The sequence below is a fragment of the Treponema sp. genome (assembly GCF_045641405.1).
Lineage (GTDB): Bacteria > Spirochaetota > Spirochaetia > Treponematales > Treponemataceae > Treponema_D.
Window position 1 is genome coordinate 33,871 of record NZ_JAZUGX010000016.1, and the last position, 18,116, is coordinate 51,986.

15 protein-coding genes and 1 tRNA gene are annotated in these 18,116 nt (G+C 43.3%); 10 read left to right on the top strand and 6 right to left on the bottom strand.

Features of this window, described 5'->3' with window-relative positions; genetic code table 11:
* Positions 1-186: 186 nt before the first annotated feature.
* A tRNA-Cys gene (locus ACKI39_RS02695) sits at positions 187-258 on the bottom strand.
* 25 nt (positions 259-283) lie between these two features.
* Positions 284-805 carry an NUDIX hydrolase gene (locus ACKI39_RS02700; protein ID WP_407397406.1) on the bottom strand — a complete coding sequence of 174 codons (522 nt, stop codon included), beginning with the start codon at positions 803-805 and terminating at the stop codon, positions 284-286.
* Between the two features lie 195 nt (positions 806-1,000).
* Between ACKI39_RS02700 and ACKI39_RS02705 the strand changes: the two genes are divergently transcribed.
* The 4 genes from ACKI39_RS02705 to ACKI39_RS02720 all read left to right on the top strand — a co-directional run bounded on the left by ACKI39_RS02705 (position 1,001) and on the right by ACKI39_RS02720 (position 4,709).
* Positions 1,001-2,866: a phosphoenolpyruvate carboxykinase (GTP) gene (locus ACKI39_RS02705; protein WP_407397408.1), complete on the top strand. Its 1,866-nt coding sequence runs from the start codon at positions 1,001-1,003 to the stop codon at positions 2,864-2,866.
* 213 nt (positions 2,867-3,079) lie between these two features.
* Positions 3,080-3,403 carry a type II toxin-antitoxin system prevent-host-death family antitoxin gene (locus ACKI39_RS02710; RefSeq protein WP_407397410.1) on the top strand — a complete coding sequence of 108 codons (324 nt, stop codon included), beginning with the start codon at positions 3,080-3,082 and terminating at the stop codon, positions 3,401-3,403.
* Positions 3,396-3,827 (top strand): type II toxin-antitoxin system VapC family toxin, encoded by a 432-nt coding sequence (locus tag ACKI39_RS02715; protein ID WP_407397412.1) that lies wholly within the window; start codon positions 3,396-3,398, stop codon positions 3,825-3,827. The genes ACKI39_RS02710 and ACKI39_RS02715 overlap by 8 nt, the downstream gene beginning before the upstream one ends.
* Positions 3,828-3,866: 39 nt before the next feature.
* Positions 3,867-4,709 (top strand): histidinol-phosphatase HisJ family protein, encoded by an 843-nt coding sequence (locus ACKI39_RS02720; RefSeq protein WP_407397414.1) that lies wholly within the window; start codon positions 3,867-3,869, stop codon positions 4,707-4,709.
* A gap of 85 nt (positions 4,710-4,794) precedes the next feature.
* Here ACKI39_RS02720 and ACKI39_RS02725 read toward each other — a convergent pair whose 3' ends face one another.
* Positions 4,795-5,415 (bottom strand): hypothetical protein, encoded by a 621-nt coding sequence (locus ACKI39_RS02725; RefSeq protein ID WP_407397416.1) that lies wholly within the window; start codon positions 5,413-5,415, stop codon positions 4,795-4,797.
* Positions 5,416-5,637: 222 nt separating this feature from the next.
* Between ACKI39_RS02725 and ACKI39_RS02730 the strand changes: the two genes are divergently transcribed.
* Complete coding sequence (locus ACKI39_RS02730; RefSeq protein ID WP_407397418.1) at positions 5,638-6,696, top strand: NAD(P)H-dependent glycerol-3-phosphate dehydrogenase; 1,059 nt, start codon at positions 5,638-5,640, stop codon at positions 6,694-6,696.
* Between the two features lie 211 nt (positions 6,697-6,907).
* Positions 6,908-8,344, top strand: a complete 1,437-nt coding sequence (gene ffh, locus ACKI39_RS02735) for a signal recognition particle protein (protein ID WP_407397420.1) — start codon at positions 6,908-6,910, stop codon at positions 8,342-8,344.
* A gap of 3 nt (positions 8,345-8,347) precedes the next feature.
* Here the strand turns inward: ffh and ACKI39_RS02740 are convergent, their stop codons facing one another.
* Positions 8,348-9,070: a glycogen-binding domain-containing protein gene (locus ACKI39_RS02740; protein WP_407397422.1), complete on the bottom strand. Its 723-nt coding sequence runs from the start codon at positions 9,068-9,070 to the stop codon at positions 8,348-8,350.
* A 161-nt stretch (positions 9,071-9,231) separates the two neighbouring features.
* On the opposite strand from ACKI39_RS02740, the gene flcA reads away from it, so the two are divergent.
* Both flcA and ACKI39_RS02750 read left to right on the top strand, forming a co-directional pair.
* Positions 9,232-13,200, top strand: a complete 3,969-nt coding sequence (gene flcA, locus ACKI39_RS02745; protein ID WP_407397424.1) for a periplasmic flagellar collar protein FlcA — start codon at positions 9,232-9,234, stop codon at positions 13,198-13,200.
* A complete protein-coding gene (locus ACKI39_RS02750) occupies positions 13,193-13,804 on the top strand; it encodes a diacylglycerol/polyprenol kinase family protein (protein WP_407397426.1) in 612 nt (203 codons plus the stop codon). Before flcA ends, ACKI39_RS02750 begins: the two co-directional genes overlap by 8 nt.
* On the opposite strand, the gene ACKI39_RS02755 is transcribed toward ACKI39_RS02750, so the two are convergent.
* Together ACKI39_RS02755 and ACKI39_RS02760 are read right to left on the bottom strand one after the other, a co-directional pair.
* Positions 13,780-14,604 (bottom strand): hypothetical protein, encoded by an 825-nt coding sequence (locus ACKI39_RS02755; protein WP_407397428.1) that lies wholly within the window; start codon positions 14,602-14,604, stop codon positions 13,780-13,782. The two genes, ACKI39_RS02750 and ACKI39_RS02755, sit on opposite strands and share 25 nt — an antisense overlap.
* 152 nt (positions 14,605-14,756) lie before the next feature.
* Entirely contained in the window at positions 14,757-15,461 is a 705-nt protein-coding gene (locus ACKI39_RS02760; RefSeq protein ID WP_407397430.1) for a DUF2259 domain-containing protein, read from the bottom strand.
* Between the two features lie 131 nt (positions 15,462-15,592).
* Here ACKI39_RS02760 and ACKI39_RS02765 point away from each other — a divergent pair, with 131 nt between their 5' ends.
* A complete protein-coding gene (locus ACKI39_RS02765) occupies positions 15,593-16,825 on the top strand; it encodes an LL-diaminopimelate aminotransferase (RefSeq protein WP_407397432.1) in 1,233 nt (410 codons plus the stop codon).
* Between the two features lie 18 nt (positions 16,826-16,843).
* On the top strand, positions 16,844-17,500 hold the full coding sequence (locus tag ACKI39_RS02770) for a hypothetical protein (protein ID WP_407397434.1): 657 nt from the start codon (positions 16,844-16,846) through the stop codon (positions 17,498-17,500).
* The last annotated feature ends 616 nt before the right edge of the window (positions 17,501-18,116 follow it).

Consider the following 18,116-nt stretch of genomic DNA (forward strand, 5'->3'; position numbering starts at 1 on the left):
TATAACACGAAAGGGAAATAAAAAAAATGCTTGAGTCTGTACTGCACATGTCATTCCCGTGCTTGATACGGGAATGACAGCCCCAGGCGTGGGCCAGGGGCTTATATGTAATCGGCCTCCAGCTTTGCTTGTAAAGGCCGTTGGGCAAAAAGAAAGCCTCCATCGTTTGATGAAGGCTCTTTTGCTAGGCGTCGATCGGAATCGAACCGATGCATAGTGGTTTTGCAGACCAGTCCCTTACCACTTGGGTACGACGCCAAAGTGGTATTACTCTAACAGTAATCTAAATTCGTGTCAATAGAGTTTTTCTTGCTGAATCAAAGGCGAGTGGAATTTTCTCAACATCTTCCTTTGTTCCACAAGGATACCATACAATCTCAGCAACTTCGCTTCTCTGAAATTTCAATTCAGCCTGCGGAGCAATCATAGCCTCAAAGAAAACATCGCATGTCTTGTAGACCACATTTTTGTATTCGTATGTATTTGGAAATGATGCAATGTATTTTATTGAAGAGATTTCCGTTCCTATTTCTTCACGGCATTCTCGACGGGCGGCTTCGTCCAAGGTTTCGTCAGGATCCACAAAACCACCTGGAAAAGCAAGATATCCCTTGCGTGGTTCCTTTGCGCGTTTTTCAAGAAGTACCTCATTCCGTGAATTGACGATGACCAGTCCCACTGCCGCAGCGACATTGTTGTAAAGGGTAAATCCACAATCGGGACATTTCCATTTTCTTCCGTTGTCTTCCGTAAGGATGTTTTTGCTTCCACATTCTGGGCAAAAATTGAACTTGTTGTTTTCCATATATAATAATTCTAACATATTTTAGATTTTTCTAACATTTATTGAATTAGAAATGAAAAAATTGTATATTTATTGTGTGAAAATCGGTAGGCGTTTGCCAGTCTGCAGCTGATGCGTGGACCTTATGAAAACAGCCGGTTACGTTGTAATGAAGGATGTTTCATAAAAACTGATTTTAAGCCACAGGAGTTATTTATGTCTCTTACTCTTAATGACATTAAACACCCAGGAATCAAGGCATGGGTAGAAGAATGCGTTGCCATGTGTGAACCAGACAACGTAGTTGTTGCTGACGGATCTAATGAAGAATACGACAGCTTGATGCAGAAATGTGTTGATGCAGGTCTTGCAACTCCATTGGCAAAGAAGCCACACAGCTTCCTTTTCCGCTCACTTCCATCTGACGTAGCTCGTGTTGAAGCTCGTACATTCATTTCTTCAGTTAAGGAAGAAGATGCAGGTCCAACAAACCACTGGATCGACCCAGTTGAACTCAAGGCAACAATGAAGAACCTTTACAAGGGTTGTATGCATGGTCGTACAATGTATGTTATTCCATTCTGCATGGGTCCACTTGGTTCACCAATTTCTAAGAACGGTGTAGAAGTTACAGACTCTGAATATGTTGTTCTCAACATGGACATCATGACACGCGCTGGAAAGAAGGTTCTCGACATCTTCAATGCAGATCCAAAAGCAGAATTCGTTCCATGTCTCCACTCAGTTGGTAAGCCACTCAACAATGGCGAAACAGACGGTGGAATCTGGCCATGTGCAGATGTTGAAAACAAGTACATCACACAGTTCCCAGACGAAGGACTCATCTGGTCTTACGGTTCTGGATACGGCGGAAACGCTCTTCTCGGAAAGAAGTGTTTCGCACTCCGCATCGCAACTGTTCTTGCTCGCAAGGAAGGTTGGCTTGCTGAACACATGCTCATCCTCAAGCTCACAAACCCAGAAGGAAAGGTTAAGTACGTAACTGGTGCTTTCCCATCAGCATGTGGTAAGACAAACCTCGCTATGCTCATCCCAACAATCCCAGGATGGAAGGTTGAAACAATCGGTGACGATATCGCTTGGATGAAGTACGGCGAAGACGGACAGCTCTACGCTATCAACCCAGAAGCAGGCTTCTTCGGTGTTGCTCCTGGAACATCTGCAGAATCAAACAAGAACGCTCTTATTTCAGCAGAAAAGAATACAATCTACACAAACTGTGCTCTTACAGAAGACGGAGACGTTTGGTGGGAAGGTATCGGATACCCAGCAACTGGTAACCTCGTTGACTGGAAGGGTAACACACGCCCAGCATTCCCTAAGGACAAGGCTCCTAAGGGTGAAGAAATGGCACATCCAAACGCACGCTTCACAGCACCAGCAGGACAGTGTCCATGTATCGCTCCAGAATGGGAAGATCCAAAGGGTGTACCTATTAGCGCTATCCTCTTCGGTGGACGCCGCCCATCAACAGTACCTCTCGTACACCAGTCACGCTCATGGAACCACGGTGTATTCCTCGGTTCTATCGTAGGTTCAGAAATCACAGCAGCTTCTACAATCAACGCAGCAGAAGTTGGTAAGATCCGCCGCGACCCATTCGCAATCCTCCCATTCTGTGGATACAACATGGGTGATTACTTCCAGCACTGGGTAAACGTAGGTGCAGCAGCAAAGGATCAGGACAAGCTTCCAAAGATCTTCTACGTTAACTGGTTCCGCAAGGACGAAAACAATGCTGAACTCCCTGGTGGATTCATGTGGCCAGGATACGGTGACAACAGCCGTGTTCTCGCTTGGATCTTCGACCGCTGCGACGGAAAGGACAATGCAGTTGAAACACCAATCGGATTCATGCCAAAAGAAGGTGCCCTCAACACAGACGGTCTCGCAGACTACTACAAGAAGACTCTCCCAGAAATCCTCAAGGTTGATGTTGAAGGATGGAAGAAGGAAGTTAAGGACATCCGCGAAAACCACTATCCAAAGTTCGGTTCACACCTTCCAAAGGAGTTGACTGGAATTTTGGATGACCTCGAGGAACGTCTTAACAAGGCATAATTATCCGCAAGTTTTGATGTTTTTGAGAAGCAAAACAGACGCGGACTGCGGCCGAAACTGAAACTCGGTAGCAGCCGCCAGGCTGCGACCCCCGCTGGATTAATTTCTGGCGGGGATTTTTTTTGCTTATACCTTTGTGTAGATAGCCATAAATTTGACTTATAGCTATTTCTATCTTATATTGGTTATAAGATTTTCTCCAAGGAGGCGGCCATGAACGCAATTCCAGTTTTCGAGGCAAAGAACAGGCTTTCATATTACCTGCATCTTACTGATGAGCAGGGGCCGATTTTCATAACAAATCATGGAAAGCCAGCCTATGTGATTCAAAATTTAAAGGATTTCACGGAATTACAAAGCCACATAAAAAAAGAAAAAACAATTTATGAATGCGTCCAGGAAATCCGCGCAAAGTATGGAATAGATAAAAATGATGATTTTGATTTTGAACAACATCTAGAATCTCTACGGATGGAAGAACCTCAGGAGTCGGCAAGGGAATCAGAATATATAGAGGAGCTGATGCAGGATGAATAGGATCTATCTTCTGGATACAAATATAATCTCTGAGTTTCTAAAGTCCGCACCAAACATGAATGTCATTTCAAGAGTTGAAGAAAACAAAAATCGATGTGCCATTTCAAGTACGACATGGAATGAGCTGATCTTTGGAGTACAGACCATGCCAGATGGAAAAAAGAAAGACATGATTTTTTCTTTTTACGTAGACACGATTCAATCCATATTTCCTATAATTGATTACAGTTCAAATTGTGCATGGATTCATGCGGATTTGCGTTCTCGCCTAAGACAAAATGGGATTCAAAAATCTTTTCAGGAGACACAGATAGCTGCAACTGCAATTTCCAATCAAATGGTATTGGTGACTAGAAACACTGCAGACTTTGAGCCAATCCAGAATGTATCTGGTAATCTGGTTGTTGAAAACTGGTTTGAGTAAAGATAACATACGTCCTGATTTATGATATACTGATTGCAAATGTTCAACGCCAACTATCATTCACATTCAAAATACTGCCGTCATGCTTCTGGAGAATTATCTGAATATGCAGAGGAAGCTGTAAAGGCTGGCCTTAAGGAAATCGGCATTTCCGATCACATCCCTCTTTCAGAAAATGCAAAAAAGGTCCTTGCTCCTTACATCAGGCTTTCTGGTTCCCTGTCACTTAGGATGGATTTTGCTGACCTGCAGTCATATCTTAATGATGTTGCATCCGTTAAATCAGCCTTTAAAAATCAGCTTAATGTCCTTGCGGGTTTTGAAAGTGAATACAATCAGTTTGACGCCGACTACTACAGGCAGATGAAAACCAAGGTTGATTTCATGAATCTTGGAATCCATTATGTTTATGCCGATGGAATTCTTTATGACTTCATGGACAACAAGGTGCATGAAGACTTTGGCAGCCGTCGCGTTGAAAAAAAGGATGTGGCTGCCTATGTTCAAAATGCCGTCGCCGCCTTGGATTCTGGACTTTTCAACCAGATGGTGCATCCCGATGTTTTCATGCGCTGTTTTAAGGCGGAAGATTTTGATTCCCAGATGGAAGAATGTTCCAGGGCAATAATTGAGTCTGCTGTTAAAAATGAAGTCTACCTTGAAATAAATACAAGCGACATTTTCAGGTCAACAACTGGCTTTGGAAGGATCAGGTATCCGTCGGAGAAATTCTGGAAGATTGTAGGCGAATACAAAAATGCAAGGATACTTGTTGGAACTGATGCCCATGAACCTGACAGGATTGCAGATTTTCAGCTGGAATATGTTTCTGCTTTTATTGAAAAACTGAAGCTTAATGCAGACTCCAGAATGAAGCTATGAAAAAAAGCCCCCGATTTTTTCGGAGGCAATGGAGGCACATCAATATTTTTAAATATGTATTTTGTTATTTCTAGTGGAAAATCTTCTAGAATTTCCAGCACATGCCAAAGGCGGGTATGAATGCCCATGATGCCTTTGTGTCGATTTTTTTATAGCTGTCATCATCATGGTTTTTTACCTTTACTTCACCTGGGAGGAGGAAATGTGCTCCAAGGGAACCATAAATTGAAAAATGATTTGAGAATGTGTATGCAGTGGTAATGTCTGCACCTACAAATGCATTGGAAAACTCAAAGGAAGTTTTCATGATTTCTTCAGTTTCAAAAAAAGTTCCTCCTACTGTTCCAAAAATGGCGAGAAAATAATGTTCGTCATGTAACGGTGCGAAACCTGCGCCAAAAGTACATTCTACATTCATGGCAATAAGATTGTTCCTGTTGGAGATCTTGATGTCTGAATTGGCGGCGTTGATGTTCAGTTCTCCTTTGACGGCAAATCCATATCTGTTGGTTCCGATGTAGAATGTATCAAGTCCAGCTATGTTCCTGAATTTGATGTTTGAATCTTCCTTTTCACCTTTTACAGTAATTGTGGTGTTGGTCGGAAGTCTGCAGCCAACGGCAAGAAAATTTGTCCAGGTCTTCTCTTCTGCAAAGGCACATAATCCAGCAAAAACTAAGGCTACGGTTGCCAATATTTTTTTCATGCATAAACTCCTATAAAATAATTTTATCGATGCGGTTAATTTATAAACTTTTTTGATGCTTTTGTACCTCAGGGTGACTAAAAAGGCATTGAAAAAGGCAAATTTTTCAAAAAAGCCAGAAAGCTGCACGAAAAAATACATTTCTTGAGTTTTTATTCTGTCTGATGTATCATAAAAAGGATAAACATAGAGTTTTGACACTTCAAGAAAAGGATTTTATATATGGAAGCTTTTGAAGTCGGAATTATTGGAGCTGGTGCCTGGGGTACTGCTTTAGGAACAGCACTTGCCGAAGGTGGCCACAAGGTTCAGCTTTGGGCGATGGAAGACGATGTGGTTTCTTCCATTAATAATGAGCATGAAAACAAACGTTATCTCCCAGGCTACAGGCTGAATGAAACATTGACGGCAAGCGGGGACATCAGGGAAGTTGCAAGTGGAAAGCAGTTCCTTATCATGGGTAGTCCATCGCTTTATCTGGCCTCTACGATCAGTCGTTTTGTTGATGTTCCAAACATTGCCGACGGTTCTACGATAATCGGTTCACTTACAAAAGGATTTGTTCCTGTTGAATCAGGACTTCCTGCTCTTGTTCTCGATACAATGGAAAAAGCTCTTCCACCTTGCTACAAGGATGCCACTGTATATATTGCAGGTCCAAGCCATGCAGAAGAAGTTGCAAGCGGAAAAATAACTGGGCTTATTTCTGCAAGCCAGCACCATAGGAATGCAGTAAAGATGCGTGACCTTTTGCGTGCAGCTCCAAATCTTATGGTGTATGCATCTTTTGATACAATCGGTGTACAGATTTGCGCCGCAGTCAAGAACGTTGTTGCCGTTGTCTACGGAAGCATGGATGCTCTTGCTGAGAACAGTCCTATTTTTGGTGACAATACGGAAAGCCTTCTTATGGCAGCAGGTTTGAGCGAAATTCAGCAGCTTGGATTTGCCATGGGTGCAACTCATTCTGCAACTTTCTCTTCAATCAGCGGTGTAGGTGATTTGGACGTTACATGCAAGTCAAGGTTTGGACGCAACAGAAGGTTTGGACAGGACATCATCAAGACAAACATTCTTGACCAGTTCAAGGATCTTGATGATCTCATTGCCAACGTAAAGAAGGTAGGATATCTCCCTGAAGGTGCCATTGCCTGCAAATATGTTCATCAGATCATAGTGGAAAAGAATTTGAAGCTTCCAATCTGCGAAACTTTGTACAAAGTCCTCAACAAGGAAAAGACCGCAGAAGAATGCTTGAACGAAATTCTTAAGAACGCCTAATCAATTTTCCCCTCTCGGAAGAGATTAAGGTTACTGGAATTTTATAACCACATTTCTTGATACACATAAAAAATAAGAGATGTATAAAATCAGCGGAGCAAAGGTTCGGGACAAAATGCGACTTGCAGCCAAGCTGCACCAGAGCAGGTTTGGCCTGGTTCTTTGCGGGAGCTGATTTTATAAGTTTTATAAATTTTAAGGATATAAAAAAATGCTTGAGAAAATTACAGGAACATTCAGCTCCATTGTTAAGACTTTAAGCGGAAAGTCTTCCATCACAGAAAAGAATATTGAAGAGACAGTTGAACAGATCAAGATGGCTCTTCTTGAAGCGGACGTAAACCTTCGTGTTGTTCGTCGCTTTGTAAATTCTACAATAGAAGAAGCAAAGGGTGAAAAAGTTCTCAAGGCAGTTGATCCAGGTCAACAGTTCGTTAAGATTATCCACGACAAGCTTACTGCCATGCTTGGCGACAAAAAGACAGACCTTGCCCTCAAGGGACCTGATACTCAGTCTGTAATCCTTTTGCTCGGTTTGCAGGGTGCAGGTAAAACTACAGCAGCCCACAAGCTTGCGGCAAAACTCAAGAAAGACGGCCGCCGTCCTTTGCTCGTTGCATGTGACCTTGTTCGTCCAGCAGCCGTTGAACAGCTTTGTGTCCTTGGTGAAAAAATCGGTGTGCCTGTTTACAAGGATGATCAGGCTCTTGCCGATGCTGCGGGAAAAGCAAATCCAAAGGTAGCTCTCCGTGTTGCAAATGACGCCCTCACTTATGCAAAGAAAAACGGTCTTGATACTGTAATCATCGATACTGCAGGTCGTCTTCAGATTGACGGCGACATGATGGAAGAACTTGTTCAGCTCAAAAAGGAAATGAACCCTGTTGAAACAGTTCTCGTTGCCGATGCAATGACAGGTCAGAATGCCGTAGACATTGCAAAGTCCTTTGATGAACAGCTTGGACTTACAGGCGTAATCCTCACAAAGTTTGACTCTGATGCCCGTGGTGGTGCAGCCCTTTCATTAAAGTCAATCACAGAAAAGCCAATCCTTTTCATCGGTACAGGTGAAAAGACAGAAGATTTCGAACAGTTCCATCCTGAACGCATTGCAGGCCGTATTCTCGGCATGGGCGACATTGTTTCCCTCGTTGAAAAAGCACAGGAAACTGTTGACCAGGAACAGGCACTCAAGATGCAGAAGAAAATGCAGAGAAACGAATTCACTCTGCAGGATATGCTTGAACAGTTTGAGCAGGTTGAAAAGATGGGTTCCATGTCAAAGATCATCGACATGATGCCAGGACTTGCGGGGCAGATCAGCGAAGCACAGCTTGGTCAGGGACAGGAAGCCATCAAGCATCAGAAGGCAATCATTCAGAGCATGACATACAAGGAAAGGTTGAACCACCTTATCATTGGTCCAGCCCGCCGCAAAAGAATTGCAAAGGGTAGCGGTACTTCAGTACAGGAAGTAAACAAGCTCATCAAGCAGTTTGAGAAGACAAAGCTTACGATGAAGAAGCTCAGCCGCAACCGCGGTGCCCAGGCAAAGATGATGAACCAGCTTGCCGGAATGGACATGAGCCAGCTTCAGAATATGAAATTGCCAGGCGGAATGCAGTTGCCTAAGGGCTTCCATTTTTAATGCTTAATTAACGATAAGAAGCGATGCCATTTTGCCTTCCTCTGTGTAGCATCTCTCTGGATTTCCCTTGTCAGGGAAAGATGTGATTCCAGTGTAGAAGGCGTATTCATATTTTCCTGGTGGAAGTGGCAATGCAAATTCATAGAGGCCAGGGGAAACTTCCGTCATCTTGTAAATCCAGCTGTCCCAGTTGGTAAAGCTTCCTCCGACTCTTACCTGTTCCCCTGATTTTCCCCTGTAGACAAAGTGAACAAGACCGTCATCATATTTTTCTGTCACAGGTGGAATGTACCGTGATGCATCTACATGGGAAAGTGTAAGGTTTGCTTCCCTGTTGTAGACCGTGTCTGGGTTGTAAGGGTCAACGGTCCAAAGTCCGTCAATCACAAGCCTATAGTTGAATTCAAGGACGTTCTTTGGGAGCTTTGCAATGTAAAAGCAGATCGATCCTGACTCCTTATATTCCATGTCCATAAATTTCTTGATCTGGAAAGAATGTATTGTCTTGTATTCTTCAAAATCAAATGCAATTCCTATGTGGCGTGCATTGTGTTCCGCAGTGAATACAACATAGTCACCTTTGATGTATGGAACTCCGACAGAGTCGATGGAATTTACAATTTCCGCGTAGTCCAACTGGTCATCGGTAAGGTGGTTCTTGGCATCAGCGGCAAAAGTCATCCCTGCGGTAAAAAGCATTGCAAGGAGAATAAAAACTCTTTTCATATATTAAATATCGGTATTCATGGGTCTTCACTTTAGAAGAAAGAAGTTTTTTCGTTACATATTTCCTATAGAATCCTCTGGGATATAATTTTCTAAACTCATGTTTGTATACTGCCGATATAATCTTGAAACCTTGTTTGTTTGAGGAGTATAATTTACCCATGCCAGGACTTAAACAGCTGCAGCAATTCAATTCGGACATAATGACTCTCGGTGACGAAGTAAAAATTCGTGCTGCACGCGGTGAAAAACCTGTAACGGTCAGTATCCCAAAGAATGTGCAGGATATCGACGATTCAGACGAATTCCTCAACGGTCTTCCAATGCTTTCCGAAGAAGAGCAGGCTCAGGCAGATGCCGCTCAGAAGGAAAGAGAGCGTGAAGCAAATGATTTCTCGGATTTCATGGATGACGGCAAGGAAGATGCGGAAGAAGAAACAAATGCAGCACCAAAACAGGAGGCTGCAGTTCCAGATATGTCAGACCTTCTCCCATCTGGCGGAGATATGGATCTAGGCGACTTTGATTTGAGTGACTTTGAGGAGAGTGCTCCAGAACCAGAAGAAGCACCTGAACCAGAGGAAGTCGCAATAGAGGATATGGATTTGGATTCACTTCTTGCTTTCAGCGAAACTCCAAAGGAAGCGGAACCAGAAGAGGAATCTCTTTTCTTTGATCCAAACGATAAACCACAGAAGACGATCGATACTCCTATAGAGGATGTGTCGGATGATCTTTTCTCAGACAATGCCGTGACAGAAGCTTCAGGACAGGAATTCAGCGATTCACTTTTTGATACGCCAGCAGAATCGGTAGAGCCTGCAAATCAGACTTTTGATGAATCTCTTTTTGATATGCCGACAGAGACTGGGGAACCAGCAGAACCTCTTCCTGAACTGGATGAGAATTCACTGATGAGTTCCCTTGGTGGCGTGGGAGAGCTTAATGAAATTCCTGAAGCAGATGAAGCTGTCGATGGCTTATCGACACTTGAGGAAATCACAGACGCTCCTGCCGCAGATGAATTTGAGCTTCCCCCAGAACCAGAAACAGCTCCTGCGGATGAGTTTGAACTTCCTCCAGAGCCAGCACCTTCTGCAGATGAATTCCAACTTCCTCCAGAGTCTGCACTTTCAACGGATGATGAAGTGGCCCCTGGAGAGACATTCGATGCAGGTGACTTTGATTTTTCTCTTGATGCTGACCCTGTCGCTGATGCAGATGTTCCAGGTGCAGTGGGTGATGTTTCATCCCTGATCGATGATCTTGACATTCCTGTGCTTGATGACGATACCTCGGAATCAACAGGCCTTGAAGATATTCCGCTTGCAGAAGACATACCTGTTTCGGAAGAAATTCCAGCTGCTGAAGACGCAGTAGCCCCAGAAGAAGAATCGCAGTACTTTGAAGGCGACTTCGATGATCCTAACGATGATTTCAATACAACAGAAAGCCTCAGTCTGAATGATGATATTCCGACAGAATTCAATGAGATCCCAGATCTTGCAAATCTTCCTCAGGAAGAAGTTGCTGAAACTCCAGCAGAACCTTCTGTATCGGATGACATGGAGTCCATGGATCTTCCAGATTTCGGAGACGGGGATTCGGTATCAGATAGCACAGATTCAGGAATGGATCTTGGCGATTTCAATCTTCCTGAAGCAGATGCACTTACAGCTTCTTCAGACGGGGTCAGCGAGATTCCTGCAGATGCTGGAAATACGAACGAGGATGAATTGTCCACGGATGGACTTGATGATCTACCAGACTTCGGGGACTCAAGCGATGATTCTTCTGATGGTTCCATGGATTTCGGTGGAGATTTCGGCACGGAATCCCTTGACGCATCGGTCTTTGATTCACCTGATGCAACGTCTACGCCTATGGATGCTCTGTCTCCAGAGGATGCTGTTCCAGAAGACAGTTTTGATTCTTCGGATCCATTTGATACAAGCGATATCAATGACCTTGATTTCAGCGGAGAAGAAAACTCAGACTTTGCACTTGGTTCCCTTGATGGAGCTGAAGGCGATGATGAATTCAACATTCCAGGCTTCTCCGATACAGTAACGGCCAACTTTGACAATAAGCCTCAGGTTTCAACTCCAGATTTTTCTGGTGCTGCTGAAGTCGATGAAAAGGATAAGCCAAAGAATACCTTCACGGATGCTGAATACAAACGTTTCCTCAAGAACCTTGCGACATATCCTCTCAATGTGCGTATTGCACTGGAAGACTTCGTTGTAAAAAATGAATTCACCGATGATGCAATTTTTGCGGTCCTCGAGAAAGTTCTGAGAAAGGCTCCTGCCCGTCAGGTTGCAACCGAGCTTGAAAAGCTTCTTGATATTTCACTTGATGTTCCTCGTGACTTTGAACGCCGTTCAGCTGCAGAATACGAAGCATACAAGAAGTCGATTGAATACCAGCTTAAAAACAAGATCATTCCTGGTGCGATAATGACAGCGGTGGCTGCCGTTCTTGTGTTCTGTATTTTCACTCTTACAAATACATTCATCTATAAACCTGTTCGTGCAAACAGTCTATACAGACAGGGCTATGCCTTGCTTCAGGACAGTCAGTATCCTCAGTCGGAAGAAAGATTCAACCAGGCACTTACATTCAAGCCTGTAAAGAAATGGTTCTATACATATGCGGAAGGTTATCGTGACCATAGACAGTATGACCGCAGCCGTATGATGTACAGGGCAATACTTAAACGCTACGACCACGAAAAGAAAGCTGGTCTTGACTGGGCAAGGATGGAATCGGAGGATCTCTACAACTACGAAGAAAGTGAAAGAATCCTCAAGAGGGAAGTCCTTGACTATCATATCAACGATGCAGATGCAATCCTTGCACTGGGTGACCTTTATCTCGATTGGGCAACAGACAGCAATACGGACAAATATCCGCTTGCAAAGCAGAATTACGATCTTCTTGTTGAGCTTTACGGATCGAACAATCTCTATCTTTCTCGCCAGATGAGATATTTCATCAGGACAGACAATCTTCGTCAGGTTCTTGCATACAAAGAAATTTTCATGAACCAGAAGAAGGGGCTTCAGAGCGCCGATGAAATTGAACTTTCTGGCTACATGCTGGACAAAAGGTTTGGAAAGCTTCGTCCTTCCGAGGAAAATCTCCGTTCACAGATCGAAGATGTCCGCAAGCTCCTGGAACGTGCACTCAAGTCGGCTCCTGACAATGCTGTTGCTCTCTATAATATGGGACGTTACTTCGTTGCGACAAAGAGCGGTAAAAGTGCAGCTAGGCTTCTTCAGGCATCCATAGATTCTTTTGAAGTTCAGACAAGACGCAATAAGCGCGATACATACAAATACATCAATGCCTACCGTCTTCTTGGTGAGGAAATGAGCAGCGAGCGTGAATACCTTACTGCCGAGACTCTCTATGGACGAGGAATTGATATCTTTGAGCGGGAGAATGCTTCAAGCAGATTTGAAAGTGACGAGAATGTAGGTAAGCTCTACGCAGACCTTGCAGACCTTGACTACTTCATTGCCGCAGACAACGATGCAGCCCTCATGCACTATGAAAGTGCAGTGAACAACAAGTACGATACATCGTCTGTTCGCTACAGGATTGGATACATTCAGTACCAGAACCAGAACTATCCAGCAGCTCTTGGATCGTTCATCAAGAGCCATGATACAAGCGGAAACGACATCCATCTTCTGCTTGCCCTTGCGAACACATTGGCGCTCAGCAGCGACAACTATGTAGCACGCGGTTACTATGAACGTCTCATCTCAATCCTTGATGGTGAACATCAGAAATATGGCGTTCTCTTCCCTCAGGTACGCGATGATCAGGCAGATATTGTCGATACCTACATGAAGGCAAGCAACAATCTTGGTGTAACCCTTTCAAGAATTGCTTCCAACACAGGGGACAGCTATCTCAATGCTAAGGCAATCGTCAATCTTCAGGAAAGTCTTCGTGCTTGGGATGCTCTTACAAGAAACCAGACGACAATGATTCGTCTTGAAGGATCGAATCTTGCAGAACAGAATGTGCGCTACATAACACATCCAATGCCTGACTACAGTCCTGAAATCTATACGGAAATTCCTCGTATGCTTTTTGGTGAGGAAGGTCTTGAATAATATCGCCAAGGAAATATTCAGAAAGTCCATTCATCTCTGCAGTGCACTGCTTCCTTTCATGATGACAAAAGCTCGTGTTCAGGTAGTGGTGTTCCTTGTGTTCATCCTTGTGTTCTATTGTGCTTCTGAATTTCTTCGCCTGTCAGGAAGGGATGTGTTCCTTGTTTCCCTCATTACAAGAACTGCAGCAAGAAAGCGTGATGAAAACAGGTTTGTCCTTGGGCCTGTCACTCTGGTTGTGGGAATTCTTGCCGCAACCTTTCTGTGGTATCCAATTTCTGCAGCAATAGGAATCTATGCCCTTGCATTTGGAGACGGTCTGGCAAGCTTGTCGGGAAAGCTCTTCGGTAAGGTAAAGATTCCGCTTACGGATGGAAAGACGGTTGCAGGCAGCCTTACTTGTTTTGCCGCTATATTCATATCAACCTATCTTGCCTTGTATTTCTCAACAGAAATGCGATATGGAATCAACGTATCCTACATATCACTTTTAATAGCCTCTGTTGGAATGCTCATAGAGGTTCTTCCATTGAAGGATCTGGACAACATAGTCATTCCAGTTGTTCTTGGAGGGCTTGCTCAGCTCCAGTTGTTTGCCATGTAGTGCATGGTCTTCAGGTAAAGAAAGCATCCTGAAGAATAGACTGCAATTCCTATTGCAAGCGCTGGAATTGAATCACAGAAAAGAAGAATGGTGTTTCCTGTTGAAAAAAGTATGATTCCAAGGCACTTTCCATATCCGTACAGATTGTCCCTGAAATTTCCGCTCATATGGGAATTTATGAAAGTCGTTACGACTGTAGTTATGAGCACAAGAATTCTTATCGCGCCAAAAAGAGATTTCATCCCATAAAGAACAGTGCAGTTGGAAGTAATTTTGTTGGAATTGATTGGATAGAAGAATCCAAAGGCGCAGGATGCCGCAAAAAGAAAGAATAGATTTCTTTCTGCATTTTCAAGCTGATCGCTGGATGAAAAAAGGGAAGAGAAAAGAAGACTAAGGGGTATAATAGTCCTTGCGATAACTCCAATGCGTCCAAGGCATACAAGAAGGTTTGATGAACTGTTCCAAAGGTCAAGGACAGGGATAAGAAGTCTTGTTTCCTCCGCGATTCCTCCAATTATGACCCCGATGAAAAAAAGAATTTCCAGCGATGAAGTCTTTTCAAATCCGCGAAGAATAAAAAAAGCGATTGCAGGTGCCGAAGCTCCAAGAAAGAATATGGAAGCAATTGATGCCTGGAAGTTGAACTGGAAGAAGTTTCCTGCCCTCAGTGGATTTTCTGGTGCTTCAAGCAGATTGTTGAATGCTGCATAGATAAAAAGGGCTGTATAGAAAGCAAGGGAAATTGTTCCAAACAGGGAAAGAAAAAGGTATATTCTGTTTCGGATTTTAATGGTCATACAAAAAAGAATACACCAAAAAAAAAGAGCTCGCAACGGCGGAAACCTTGTCGAAACCACCGTATGTAGTGTTAGAGGTCATTTCGACAAGGGTCTTCATGGAAGCTTCGCTGCCATATGCGGTGAAGTTCTATGGTAAGTCCTTTTCCTCATTAGAAGCGGTATGTTTCTACCATATATCTGATAGAAGTTCCCGTGTTGTCCTCAAGTTTTTTCTGAACGATGAAGACAAGACTCTTACCAGAAGCGTCTGTAAAAATCTTGTCGATCTTATAGCCGCTTATACCCTTGCGCTTGAAGTCTGGAGTTCCCACCTTGACTGTAGAAAGAATTTCTCCGTTTTCATCCTTGCGCACTACATTGATGTAGAACTTTGATTTAACGTTTTTTCCGCTTCCTTCAAAAGTAGGAACAAGCCTTATGCTGTAGAAAACCGACTGGTCTTCAGAAGAATTTTCAAAATCCTTAAAGATGATTTCGTCTGTAGCGCTCTTTGATTCAGAATCTCTGATGTAAAGAAGTGTGTCAGCAGTGGCAGGCTTTGCATTGTATTTCCCAAGCTTCCATTCTGTAGAAGATCTCAGCTTGTCAAATGCATCCTTTCCGCTTGCATTCTGGGCAACATCACCCTTCTTTGACTTAAAGACCTCACCTTTTACAAAATCATTTGCTGCGACATCAACTGTATAGATTTCAGCCCAAGGTTCGTAGTTCTTGTCAGTCTTTCCATATGTTCCAAAAATATATGTCCTTCCATCTTCAGAAAAACCAATATCAACAAAAGAAGCTGCATCTCCTGCAAAAGCGCTTGCGGCAGAAAGAATCACAGCAGCTGCAATAGTAAAAATCTTTTTCATAAAAAATATCCTCCCGATAAAGATACCGTTTATATTTTCGGTATTTTCAAACTTTAATTTAGTGTTTTTTATTTGCTAACTTTACGGAAATTTGGTAAATTGTTGCTAACTCAATTTACAGGAGTGTTCTTATGATCAAGAGAAATTCAAACTATACAAACCTTGCAAAGGGCTACCTTTTCCCAGAAATTGCAAAGAGGCGCCGTGAATATCAGGCTGCACATCCAGATGCAAAAATCATCAGCCTTGGAATCGGCAACACAACAGAACCATTGACACCTCATATTGTAGAAGAAATGAAGAACTTCATTACAGCAATGGGAACAGTAGAAGGTTACGAAGGCTATCAGGATGACAGCGCCGGTATGCCAAAGCTCCGTGAACGCATCTCTCAGGTAATGTACGGCGGAAAAATCAAGGCTTCTGAAGTTTATGTTTCAGATGGAGCAAAGTGTGACCTTGGCCGCATTCAGACAATGTTCGGCAGTGGCGTAAATGTTGCAGTTCAGGATCCATCATACCCAGTATATGTAGACGGAACAGTTATGGCAGGGGCTGGCGGAAAGGAACCTGTAACAGAAACTGGATTCAAGGACATCACATACATGCCATGTCTTCCAGAAAACGGATTCTTCCCAGACCTTTCAGTTGTAAAGAAGAACAGCCTCATCTACATCTGTTCTCCAAACAATCCGACTGGTGCATGTGCAACAAGAAAGAACCTTGAAGACCTTGTAGCCTTTGCAAAAGCAAACGACTGCTTCGTTCTCTATGACGGTGCATATTCCGCATTCATCCGCGACGCAAGCATTCCAAAGACAATCTATGAAATTCCTGGCGCAGACGAAGTTGCAATTGAAATGCAGTCATTCTCAAAGCCTGCAGGATTCACAGGTGTTCGCCTTGGCTGGTGTGTAGTTCCAGAAAAGCTCAAATTCGAAGACGGAAGCGCAGTTCACACAGCATGGGAACGCGAAATCAACACACAGTTCAACGGTGCTTCAAACATCGCTCAGGCTGGCGGTTATGCTGCCCTCGATGAAATCGGTCTCAAGGAAATGGAAGAAACAATCAACTATTACCTTGAAAACGGACGCCTCATCAAGGAAGCACTTGAAGGAGACAACTTCAAGGCTGCAAATGTAGAAATCTACTTCACAGGCAACGCTCCTTATGTTTGGGCAAAGTTCAACGGAAAAAAGAGTTGGGATGTATTCGATGCAATCCTCGACCAGTGCCATGTAGTTTGTACTCCAGGTGCAGGATTCGGTCCAAGTGGCGAAAGCTTCATCCGCTTCTCTTCATTCGGACACAGAGAAAATGTCATTGAAGCATGCAATCGCCTCAAGACACTCAAGCTCTAGTTCTTCCATAAAGCGCAATTGCTTGATGCAAAGTCCCGTAGTTTTTTCTGCGGGACTTTTTTTGTAAAACATCTCCGGCAACATCTGCAATTAGAAATCATGAACAAAATGGAAATCGAAAACTGGTTTATTGAAAGTGCGCGTAAATTTGCACTGGAACCACAAAATTCCGACCGTACTTTTATAAGTTTAGTTCGGGAGTACAATGACAAATATGAAAACAGCAGCATTCCAGAAGAAAGAAAATTCAATCCGGTAATTTTTACAAACCTTTTCACCAAAGTCAGGACGATTGCTTTTTCTCCCAAAACAATCTTTCATACTGATTTCATTCAAAACCGTCAGCTGCTGATTATCGAGCTGAACCGTTACAGCAAATCTGTGGCTCTGGATTTTGCAAGGCTACTGTCAAACCAAAGCCTGCAGTCAAACACAAAAGAGTTTTTGAATCTTACATACATAATCTTTTCCCACTTTGTTGAAATCTATAACAATCTGCATCAGTACAAAGAAACCACGATTGAAACAAATATGAAAATTGCAAAAAGCTACCTGGAAGAAGCCGTGAAAAACACAGATGACAGTGACCTAAAGAAATCACTCCGGAATGCATTTGACTTCTTAAAGTTGGTTTACGAAGAAAACAAAGAACTCTTGAAAGCCTGTTCTTCATAAGAAGCGCACAGTCCTTGTTAACCCGCTTTCCTGGGTTCCGCTGGCGCTCATTGCCGCTACCGGCGGCAACGCCTCCGGCGCCCATCCAATCGGGGCTGGGCTGCGGTAGGAAAATTTTGTTTGGCTATGTACGGAAATAGTGTTGTTGCGTCGATTGGACATGGCAATGTGGTTTTCTTGATGCCGCCAGTTGAAATCAAGCAGCATCCACAAGGCATATGGTGGTTTCGATACGTTCAACTACCACATATCATTCAGCAACGGTTTCTGCGGACATAGTCAAAATCAAAAAAATTGAAAATTTTTCCAAAAAACTTGAATTTGTTCTTGACACTTTTTTTATTCGGATATATATTCTCTTTCACCGTCGCACGACGGAAGGCAACGAAAGTTGCGGTTCTTTGACAGAAACAGTGAAGGAAAACAAAGACAAATCTTAAATATGTCAGCAAAATGAATCGGTCAAGTTCTTTGACCGACCTGAAAATCAATTCCAGATTTAATGGATTGGGACAGGAAACTTTATGAGGAAATCTTTAGCCTTCGGGCTTAAGAATAGATCATGGAGAGTTTGATCCTGGCTCAGAACGAACGCTGGCGGCGCGTCTTAAGCATG

Bases quoted from the DNA above. Each gene is read 5' to 3' on its own strand.
- ACKI39_RS02700 (WP_407397406.1), bottom strand. From the start codon at position 805: ATGGAAAACAACAAGTTCAATTTTTGCCCAGAATGTGGAAGCAAAAAC.
- ACKI39_RS02705 (WP_407397408.1), top strand. From the start codon at position 1,001: ATGTCTCTTACTCTTAATGACATTAAACACCCAGGAATCAAGGCATGG.
- ACKI39_RS02710 (WP_407397410.1), top strand. From the start codon at position 3,080: ATGAACGCAATTCCAGTTTTCGAGGCAAAGAACAGGCTTTCATATTAC.
- ACKI39_RS02715 (WP_407397412.1), top strand. From the start codon at position 3,396: ATGAATAGGATCTATCTTCTGGATACAAATATAATCTCTGAGTTTCTA.
- ACKI39_RS02720 (WP_407397414.1), top strand. From the start codon at position 3,867: ATGTTCAACGCCAACTATCATTCACATTCAAAATACTGCCGTCATGCT.
- ACKI39_RS02725 (WP_407397416.1), bottom strand. From the start codon at position 5,415: ATGAAAAAAATATTGGCAACCGTAGCCTTAGTTTTTGCTGGATTATGT.
- ACKI39_RS02730 (WP_407397418.1), top strand. From the start codon at position 5,638: ATGGAAGCTTTTGAAGTCGGAATTATTGGAGCTGGTGCCTGGGGTACT.
- ffh (WP_407397420.1), top strand. From the start codon at position 6,908: ATGCTTGAGAAAATTACAGGAACATTCAGCTCCATTGTTAAGACTTTA.
- ACKI39_RS02740 (WP_407397422.1), bottom strand. From the start codon at position 9,070: ATGAAAAGAGTTTTTATTCTCCTTGCAATGCTTTTTACCGCAGGGATG.
- flcA (WP_407397424.1), top strand. From the start codon at position 9,232: ATGCCAGGACTTAAACAGCTGCAGCAATTCAATTCGGACATAATGACT.
- ACKI39_RS02755 (WP_407397428.1), bottom strand. From the start codon at position 14,604: ATGACCATTAAAATCCGAAACAGAATATACCTTTTTCTTTCCCTGTTT.
- ACKI39_RS02760 (WP_407397430.1), bottom strand. From the start codon at position 15,461: ATGAAAAAGATTTTTACTATTGCAGCTGCTGTGATTCTTTCTGCCGCA.
- ACKI39_RS02765 (WP_407397432.1), top strand. From the start codon at position 15,593: ATGATCAAGAGAAATTCAAACTATACAAACCTTGCAAAGGGCTACCTT.